7 protein-coding genes are annotated in these 9,453 nt (G+C 71.1%); 1 reads left to right on the top strand and 6 read right to left on the bottom strand.

The window, feature by feature from the left end; all coding sequences use genetic code 11:
- Positions 1-995 (top strand): YifB family Mg chelatase-like AAA ATPase (locus Q0741_RS16915; RefSeq protein ID WP_298234367.1); only part of this gene is annotated, 995 nt, incomplete at its 5' end.
- A gap of 74 nt (positions 996-1,069) precedes the next feature.
- Here Q0741_RS16915 and Q0741_RS16910 read toward each other — a convergent pair.
- From Q0741_RS16910 to Q0741_RS16885, 6 genes are all read right to left on the bottom strand, one after another.
- Positions 1,070-1,825: a glycine zipper 2TM domain-containing protein gene (locus Q0741_RS16910; RefSeq protein WP_298234366.1), complete on the bottom strand. Its 756-nt coding sequence runs from the start codon at positions 1,823-1,825 to the stop codon at positions 1,070-1,072.
- 199 nt (positions 1,826-2,024) lie between these two features.
- Positions 2,025-4,748: a methionine synthase gene (metH, locus tag Q0741_RS16905; RefSeq protein ID WP_298234365.1), complete on the bottom strand. Its 2,724-nt coding sequence runs from the start codon at positions 4,746-4,748 to the stop codon at positions 2,025-2,027.
- A 106-nt stretch (positions 4,749-4,854) separates the two neighbouring features.
- A complete protein-coding gene (locus Q0741_RS16900; RefSeq protein WP_298234364.1) occupies positions 4,855-5,907 on the bottom strand; it encodes a homocysteine S-methyltransferase family protein in 1,053 nt (350 codons plus the stop codon).
- A 66-nt stretch (positions 5,908-5,973) separates the two neighbouring features.
- Positions 5,974-8,298: an ATP-binding protein gene (locus Q0741_RS16895; RefSeq protein ID WP_298234368.1), complete on the bottom strand. Its 2,325-nt coding sequence runs from the start codon at positions 8,296-8,298 to the stop codon at positions 5,974-5,976.
- Positions 8,299-8,469: 171 nt separating this feature from the next.
- Positions 8,470-8,736: a DUF3567 domain-containing protein gene (locus tag Q0741_RS16890; protein ID WP_298234363.1), complete on the bottom strand. Its 267-nt coding sequence runs from the start codon at positions 8,734-8,736 to the stop codon at positions 8,470-8,472.
- A 75-nt stretch (positions 8,737-8,811) separates the two neighbouring features.
- Positions 8,812-9,453, bottom strand: a 642-nt coding sequence (locus Q0741_RS16885; protein WP_298234362.1) for a DUF3108 domain-containing protein, incomplete at its 5' end; no start/stop codon positions are given.

Raw genomic sequence — 9,453 nt, 5'->3', positions numbered from 1 at the left:
TGCCGCTGCCGCGCGCGCAGGCCCTGCCGCAGCCGGCCCCGGCCGCGCTGCCCGACCTGCGCGAGGTGCGTGGCCAGGGCGCCGCCAAGCGCGTGCTGGAGATCGCGGCTGCCGGCAGCCATTCGCTGCTGATGGTGGGCAGCCCCGGCAGCGGCAAGTCGATGCTGGCGCACCGGCTCGCGGCGCTGCTGCCGCCCATGGCCGAGGACGAGGCGCTGGCCAGCGCCGCACTGCAGGGCCTCTCCAGCAGCGGCTTCAACGTCGCGCACTGGGGGCTGCGCCCGGTGCGCGCGCCGCACCACTCGGCCAGCGCGGTGGCGCTGGTGGGCGGGGGCTCGCCGCCCAAGCCCGGCGAGATCTCGCTCGCCCATGGCGGCGTGCTGTTCCTCGACGAGCTGCCGGAGTTCCCGCGCATGGCGCTGGAAGCGCTGCGCGAGCCGCTGGAGAGCGGCCGCATCACGCTCTCGCGCGCGGGACGCCAAGCCAGCTACCCGGCGCGCTTCCAGCTCGTGGCGGCCATGAACCCTTGCCCCTGCGGCTGGCTGGGCGCCTTCGCCGCCACTGGACGGCCCTGCCGCTGCACGGCGCAGGCCATCCAGCGCTACCAGGGCCGCCTCTCCGGTCCGCTGCTGGACCGCATCGATCTCCAGCTGGAAGTGCCCGCCGTCAAGCCCGCCGAGATGCTGGCCGCGGCCGAGGGCGAACCCAGCGCCGTGGTGGCGCAGCGCGTGGCCGCGGCGCGCGAGCGCGCGCTGGCGCGCCAGGGTCTGCCCAACGCCGATCTCGACGCCGCCGGGCTGGACCAGCACGTGCGCCCGGACGCTGCGGCGCTGCGCTTCATCGAGCAGGCCGCCACGCGGCTGGGCTGGTCCGGCCGCAGCCTGCACCGCGCGCTGAAGGTAGCGCGCACCATCGCCGACCTCGCCGGCGAGGCCCAGCCCGGCGTGGCCCACGTGGCCGAGGCGCTGCAGTACCGCCGCGCGCTGCCCGGCTGAACCAACGAAAACGGCCGGCAGCCCAGGTGCTGGAACGCCGGCCGTTCAGGAGCCCGTCACCGGGCCCGGAGGCATCACTGCGCGCGCAGCGTGCCGCCCTCCTCCACCACGCGCGTGCCCGCGGCGATGGGTTGAGATTGCGTGACCCGGCGCACGCTACCGTCGTCCATGCGCACGCGCACCTCGTACACCGTTTCCGAGCGCACGCGCTTCTCGATCTCATGGCCGGCGAAGCCGCCGCCCACCGCGCCCAGCACCGTCGCCACCTTGCGACCCGTGCCGCCCCCTACCTGGTTGCCCAGCACGCCGCCGAGCACACCGCCCGCCACCGCGCCGATGCCTTGCGCTGGCCCTTCCTGGCGGATGGTCTGCACCGACTCCACCACGCCACAGCTGCGGCACACCGGCGCCTGAGCCACCGGCTGGGCCACTGGCTGCGGCTGCACCGCGGGGGCCGGTGCCGGGGCGGGAGCCGGCGCGCGCGCGACGCTGCGATGCGCGGGCTGCGGTGCCGGAGCCGGGGCGTGCTGCACGGGTGCCGGCCGGGACGGACTTTCCACCTCGTCAGCCGGCGTATCAGGCGGCGCCAGGCGATTCACGTTCGCGGCCGGCACCTGCGCCGCAAGCACCGCAGCCCCGGCTGACGACTCGCCGCCCGCCGTGGCCTGCATCGCCGCGGCCGCCACGGGTGCCGCGGCCGGCTCGGAGGCTTGGCCGCGCAGCATCCAGCCGCCGCCCAGGCCCAGTGCCGCCACCAGCGCGGCGCCGCCGACCAGGGCCACGGGGGAGCGCAGCGCCGAAGCCGGGCGCGCCATCGTCATGTCGTTCATGCCTTGCATTGCTCTTGGAATCCAGACCGCCGAAGGGCGATCCCTGCCTAGGCAACGATCGGGAACAGCCTTCGGCAGACAGCGGCGGCGATGGAACTGCAACCAAATACAAACGCCCGGACGGTGCCGGGCGTCATGTCAGGGTCCGTGGGCCGCACGCAGGCCGCGCTCCGGCGCGTGGCCGTGCGCGGCCCCGGGATCAAAGCAGCGGTGCCAGCGCGCGCCGCGCCGCGGCCTCGTCCAGGCCATTGCGAGCGGCCCAGTCGGCGAGCTGGTCCTCGCCGATCTTGCCGACGTTGAAGTACGCCGCCTGCGGGTGGCCGATGTAGAAGCCGCTGACGCTGGAGGCCGGCGTCATGGCCAGACTCTCGGTGAGCCCCATGCCGATGGCCGGCGCGTCCAGCACGCGGAACAGGTCGCGCTTGGGCAGGTGGTCCGGGCAGGCCGGGTAGCCCGGCGCCGGGCGAATGCCGCGGTACTTCTCGGCGACCAGCTCCTCGTTGGTGAGCGCCTCGTCCGGCGCGTAGGCCCAGAGCTCGGTGCGCACGCGCTGGTGCAGCCGCTCGGCGAAGGCCTCGGCCAGCCGGTCCGCCAGCGCCTTGAGCATGATCGCGGAGTAGTCGTCGTGCGCGGCCAGGAACTCCGCCTCCTTCTTCTCCACGCCCTGCACGCTCACGGCGAACATGCCGGCGTAGTCGGCCTTCACGCCGCGCGGCGCCACGAAGTCCGACAGGCAGCGGTTGGGACGCTTCACGCCGTCGATCACCGGCCGCTCCGACTGCATGCGCAGCCCGTGCCAGGTCATCACCGGCTCGCCGCGCCCCTCGTCGGCATAGAAGGCGATGTCGTCGCCCACGGCATTGGCCGGGTACAGCCCGATGACGCCATGCGCCTGCAGCCAGCGCCCTTCCACCAGCCGCTGCAGCATGCGCTGCGCGTCCTCGAACACGCGCGTGGCGGCCTCGCCCACCACTGGGTCCTGCAGGATGGCCGGATAGCGCCCGGCCAGGTCCCAGGTCTGGAAGAAGGGCGTCCAGTCGATGCAGGCCACCAGCTCCGACAGGTCCTGGTTGCGGAACACGCGCTTGCCGATGAACTTGGGCACCGCCGGCTCGTAGGCGGCCCAGTCGATGGGCGTGGGGTTGGCGCGGGCCGCCTCCAGCGGCACCAGCGGCGTGGCCTTCTTGTTCGCGTGCTGCTCGCGCACCTTGGCGTAGTCGGCCTCCAGCTCGGCGATGTACTTCGCGGCGCGCTCGTCGCTCAGCAGCTCCGAGCACACGCCCACGCTGCGCGAGGCATCGGGCACGTACACCACCGGGCCCTCGTAGTGCGGCGCGATCTTCACCGCCGTGTGCACGCGGCTGGTGGTGGCGCCGCCGATGAGCAGCGGCGTCTTCCTGTCACGGAAATGCGCGTCGCGCTGCATCTCGGCGGCCACATGCTGCATCTCCTCCAGGCTGGGCGTGATCAGCCCCGACAGGCCGACGATGTCCGCGCCCTCCTCCTTCGCCTTGGCGAGGATGTCCTGGCACGGGACCATCACGCCCATGTTCACGACCTCGAAGTTGTTGCACTGCAGCACGACGCTGACGATGTTCTTGCCGATGTCGTGCACGTCGCCCTTGACGGTGGCGACGACGATGCGGCCCTTGGGCTTCGCCTCGCCGCCGGCGTCGATCAGCGCCTGCTTCTCCGCCTCGATGTAGGGCAGCAGGTGCGCCACGGCCTGCTTCATCACGCGGGCGGACTTCACCACCTGCGGCAGGAACATCTTCCCCTGCCCGAACAGGTCGCCCACCACGTTCATGCCGGCCATCAGCGGGCCTTCGATCACGTGCAGCGGGCGCCCGCCGTCGGCGCGGATCTGCTGCCAGGCCTCCTCGGTGTCGGCATCGATGAACTCGTTGATGCCCTGCACCAGCGCATGCGTGAGGCGCTCGTTGACCGGCAGCGCGCGCCAGGCCAGGCGGGCGCTGTCGTCCTTGGACTGGCCGCGCACCTGGTCGGCGATGGCCAGCAGCCGCTCGGTGGCGTCGGGGCGGCGGTTGAGCACCACGTCCTCCACCCGCTCGCGCAGCTCGGCGTCGAGCTGGTCGTACACGCCGACCATGCCGGCGTTGACGATGCCCATGTCCATGCCCGCCTGGATGGCGTGGTAGAGGAACACGGTGTGGATCGCCTCGCGCACCGGCTCGTTGCCGCGGAAGCTGAAGGAGACGTTGGAGACGCCGCCCGAGACCTTGGCGCCGGGCAGGTTGCGCTTGATCCAGCGCGTGGCCTCGATGAAGTCCACGGCGTAGTTGTCGTGCTCCTCGATGCCCGTGGCGATGGCGAAGATGTTGGGGTCGAAGACGATGTCCTCGGCCGGGAAGCCGACTTCATCGACCAGGATGCGGTAGGCGCGCTCGCAGATCTCGGTCTTGCGCTGGAAGGTGTCGGCCTGGCCCTTCTCGTCGAAGGCCATCACCACCGCCGCGGCGCCGTAGCGCTTGATCAGCCGCGCCTGGCGCTTGAACTCGGCCTCGCCTTCCTTCAGCGAGATCGAGTTGACGATGCCCTTGCCCTGGATGCACTTCAGACCCGCCTCGATCACGCTCCACTTGGAGCTGTCGATCATGATGGGCACGCGCGCGATCTCGGGGTCGGAGGCGATGAGGTTGAGGAAGCGGACCATGGCGGCCTGGCTGTCCAGCATGGCCTCGTCCATGTTCACGTCGATGATCTGCGCCCCGTTCTCCACCTGCTGGCGCGCCACGGCCAGCGCCTGCTCGAACTGGCCGGCCAGGATCATGCGGGCGAAGGCCTTGGAGCCGGTGACGTTGGTGCGCTCGCCGATGTTGACGAAGAGGTGCCCCTCGCCGATGGTCACGGGCTCCAGGCCCGACAGCCGCATCGGCGGCACGTTGAAGTTGGTTTCGCTCATGGCGAGGTGCTCACAAGTGTTCCGTTCGCCCGGAGCCTGTCGAAGGGCCGCAGCCCGCTGGCGCGGCAGGGTCAACGACGAAGCTCAGCCCGAACGGGGAAAGGAATCAGGCGGTCTCGACCAGTTGGGTGAACAGCGGGTCGGCCTTGCTGCGCGGGCGGTAGGCGCTGACCTTGCGCGCGATGGCGGCGATGTGGTCGGGCGTGGTGCCGCAGCAGCCGCCCACGATGTTGAGGAAGCCGCTCCTGGCGAAGTCCTCCATCAGCCCGGCCGTGACCTCGGGCGTCTCGTCGAAACCGGTGTCGCTCATCGGGTTGGGCAGCCCGGCGTTGGGATAGCAGCTGATGGCCGTGTCGCCCGCGATCTTGGCCAGCTCCTCGATGTAGGGCCGCATCAGCGTGGCGCCCAGCGCGCAGTTCAGGCCGATGGCGAGGGGCTTGGCATGCCGCACCGAGTGCCAGAAGGCCTCCACGGTCTGGCCGGAGAGGATGCGCCCGGAGGCGTCGGTGACAGTGCCGGAGATCACCACCGGCAGCCGCTCGCCCGTGTCCTCCATCAGCTCGTCCAGCGCGAACAGCGCCGCCTTGGCGTTGAGCGTGTCGAAGATGGTCTCGACCAGGAACAGGTCGGCGCCGCCTTCGAGCAGCCCCTCGGCCTGCTCGCGGTACGCGGCGCGCAGTTGGTCGAAGCCGACGTTGCGCGCACCGGGATCGTTGACGTCGGGACTGATGCTGGCCGTGCGCGGCGTGGGGCCCATGGCGCCGGCCACGAAGCGCGGTTTGTCAGGCGTGGAGAACTTGTCCGCCGCTTCCCGCGCGATGCGTGCGGCCGCCACGTTCATCTCGCGCGCCAGCGGGGCCAGGTCGTAGTCTTCCTGCGCGATCGACGTGGCGCCGAAGGTGTTGGTCTCGATGATGTCCGCGCCCGCGGCCAGGTACTGCTCGTGGATGCTGCGGATCACGTCGGGCCGCGTGAATTGCAGCAACTCGTTGTTGCCCTTGAGGTCCTTGGGATGGTCCTTGAAGCGCTCGCCCCGGTAATCGGCTTCCGTGAGCTTGAAGCGCTGGATCATCGTGCCCATGGCGCCGTCGATGATGACGATGCGCTGCGGCAGAAGCGCCGCCAGCGCGGCGCCCCGGGTGTATTTCGGTGCGTTCATCGCGGCATTGTAGGAAGGCCGTGATGGCCTCCCGGCCGCGGCGGCTTGCGCCGGCCGGGAGCAGCCTCAGCCGCCCGCGCCCGGCGCCGCCGCGCTGGTGAAGCCGATGCCCCGGCGCTGACGCGCCTCGGGCTTGACGCGGTGCTCGCTCTCCAGCTGGCTCAGGAACTCGTCGGGCTCGAAGGCCTGGCCCAGCAACTCCACCTGGCGCCGCACCGCCGCGAAGTCGCCCGGCGTGAGCAGGTCCAGCTGCGCCAGGCGCTGGCGCTGCTCGCCGGTCAGGCGCGCGGCGTCGCCATCCAGCGCCTCGTTCACGAACATGCGCACGCGCTGCTCGGGGCGCAGCGGGTGGAAGCGGATCTTGAAGGTGAAGCGCCTGAGAGCCGCCTCATCGAGATCGTCAAAAAGGTTGGTGGTGCAAATAAAGATGCCTGCGAAGCGCTCCATGCCCTGCAGCATCTGGTTGACCTCGCTGACCTCGTAGGTGCGCTCGGCCATGCGGCGGCTGCGCAGGAAGCTGTCGGCCTCGTCCAGCAGCAGCACCGCGCCCTCGGACTGCGCCTCCTCGAACATGCGCGCCATGTTGGCCTCGGTCTCGCCCACGAACTTGCTCATGAGGTCGCTGGCCTGGCGAATCATCAGCGGGCGGCCCAGCTCCTGCGCCAGGTGCTCGGCCAGCGCAGTCTTGCCGCTGCCGGGTACGCCGTGCAGGCACAGCGTGCCGTGGCCGCGCCGGCGCAGCGCCTCCACGATGCGCGGCAGCTCGAAACGGCACTCCACGTTCAGCAGCTCCAGCGCGTAGCGCGTGACCGGGACGCGCGCGCGGCTGCCCGAGCTCTGGCCCAGTGCCCGGTCGGCGTTGTGCAACTGGCGCTCGATCAGCGCCTCGATGCCCGCCTCCTCGCCGGCGGCCAGCCGCGCGAAGCGCACCGCGGTGCGGATCTGCGCCGGCGTCAGGCTGCGCCGCTCGGCCAGCCGCGCCACGAAGTCCGGCGACACCACCGCGCCCTCCAGCGCCCGCGCCACCAGTCCCTCGCGCGCGCCCGGCGGCGGCGACTTGAGTTCGAGGTGGTACTGGAAACGGCGGCGGAAGGCCGGGTCGATCTGCTCGATGCGGTTCGTCACCCACAGCACCGGCACCGGGTTGGTCTCCAGGATCTGGTTGACCCAGGCCTTGCCGCTGACGCTGCCCGACAGCGGCGCGTCGCCGCTGTCCAGCCGCGCCATGAGCTGCGCGGTGTCGGTGGAGATGGGCGGGAAAACGTCCTCCACCTCGTCGAAGAGCAGCGCCACGTGGCCGCTGCCCTTGAGGAAGACCTGGCTGATCTGCAGCGAGCGGTAGCGGTCGCGGCCCGAGAGCGAGTTGCCGTCGCGGTCGGCGTACTCAACCTCGTAGAGCTCCAGCCCCGCGGCCTGCGCCACCACCTTGGCCAGCTCGGTCTTGCCCGTGCCGGGTGGCCCGTACATCAGCACGTTCACGCCGGGCTCGCGCTGCGCCACGGCGTTCTTCAGCAGCGAGGTGAGCATGGCCACGTCGTCGCCCACGAAGGCGAAATCCGCGGCCGTGAGCTCGGTGCGCCGCGCCGGGCGCGTGAACACGGCCATGAGCTCGCTGGGCTCGCGGTACTCGCGCATGAGCACCGGCGGCAGCTGCTCGCTGACCTTCATGAGGTCGGCGAGGTCGGTGATGTTGTGCTCGGAGATGAGGTTCTCGACCATGCCGATGCGCTCCAGGCGCGAGCCCGCGCGCAGCGCCTCGGCCACCTCCTGCTCGTTGACGCCGGCCACCGCCGCGATGGCCGCGTGCGCCTCCTGGGCGCTGGAAACCTTGAACTCCACCAGCAGCCCGCGCAGGTCGCGCTGGTAGCGGGCCAGCGTGCCGTAGAGCAGCAGCGCGCGCTCGGCGGGGTTGAGCTGCAGCAGCCCGGCCAGGGCGTCGATGTTCTGCTGCACCCGCGTCTGCTGCTTCTTCAGGCTGCGCTCCAGCCACTCGGCGGTGGCGCCGATCACGGCCAGCAGGTCCTTCGGCGCGTCCTTGATGTACTCGTCGATGTAGAAGAAGAGCGTGCCTTCCTCGTACGGGCCGCGCCAGCAGCCGTGGCGCTGCAGGAACGCCACGTCGGTCAGCGCCTCGTGCCCGCGCCAGAGCTCGTTGTCACGGCAGCGCCGCTCCAGGAACTGCCGCAGGCGTGCCAGCACCGGCACCGGCCACACCAGGTGCCGGCCCACGAGTGACAGCAGGCTGCTCCAGTCGCGCCGCAGGTTGAAGCGCCCGGCCTGCTTCATCGTCAAGGCCAGCACGAATTGCGAGCACATCAGATCGAGCACCGGGGCCTCGGTCAGCCCCGGCGAGGGCAGCAGGCGCGCATCGGTTCGACTTCTCACCGCAATTGCTCCTTGCGCTGTGGTCCAGGGTGCGCGCGATCTTGTCGCAGCCCCTGCGCACCAGCAAGCCCTGTGGGCTTGAAGGCCACAGCCGCGCGCCGCGCAGGCCGTGAAAAAGAACCGGGCCCGCACGCGGCGGGCCCGGAGGACGTGGCGGGGAAAAGACAGCCCGCAATCTCAATGCAGCGACACCGGCTGCTGCGCCAGCTGCGTGTAGCCGGCAATGAACTCGTCGAGCGCTTCCTCGGTGGGTTCGGTTTCCACCAGGTGGTCCACGCCCTCGCGAAAACGCTGGGCCAGCGCACCCTCCAGGAATATCTCCTTGCGGGCGAACTTGTCGACGATCTCGTAGCCGCCGCGGTGCACCGCCGGAGCACTGTCTTGCGCGGCCGGCAGGTCGAACTGCAGCACCGCGAAGCTGTCCGAGTTGTAGAGCATGAGCATCTTCAATCCTCCTGAGGCGGCAGTTGGGACGTATCCGGCAAGTTTCAAGCCCGTCGAGGCGCGTTTTTCTCTCGCTCAGGGCGCTCGCTCCTCGGACTCCAGCGCCATTTCCAACGCCTCGCCCCCGCCGGCCGCCGACAGCCGGACCCGTACCGGCAGGTGGTGCCGGGCCGGATCGAGCCAGAGTTCCACCCGGGTGTCGTATTTCTTGCGCGGCTGGCGCGAGAGCTTGAGCGCCTGCACTTCGCCCTCCGGGCCGGCCACGGCCTGCTCGCCTTCGACGACGAAGGTCCACGCGTCGGCATCGCCGCGTGAGCCGGTGACGAAGAGCTGGATGCGCGCGCCGGCGCCGAAGCGCTGCGGCTCGGCCGCGACGATGGCCGGGATCTGCAGCAGCACGCTCAGCCGGTCCTGCGCGCCCGCGGGCAGCGGGAACTCGGTGGTCGGGCCGGAGTAGGTGATCTTGCCGGCCTCGCGCTGGAAGTTCGCCGCCTGCGCCTCGCGCCCGCGCCGGCGCATCAGGTAGCGCTCGGGTGCGATGCCCGCGCCGTCCAGCGCGCCGGCGCTGCGCCAGTCCAGCACGTTGAGTCCTCCCACCTCGCCGGTGAGCGAGGCCTCGTACCGCCCGGCGCCGGGCCGCCAGCGCAGCTCGCCCGTGCCCGACAGCGTGAAGGACGACGACGAGATCATGCTCCTCACCGCCAAGGGCCAAAGCAT

This window comes from uncultured Azohydromonas sp., assembly GCF_937926365.1.
Taxonomy (GTDB): domain Bacteria; phylum Pseudomonadota; class Gammaproteobacteria; order Burkholderiales; family Burkholderiaceae_C; genus Azohydromonas.
The sequence above is the reverse complement of the archived record's forward strand: the minus strand, read 5'-3'. Positions and strand labels throughout refer to the sequence as shown.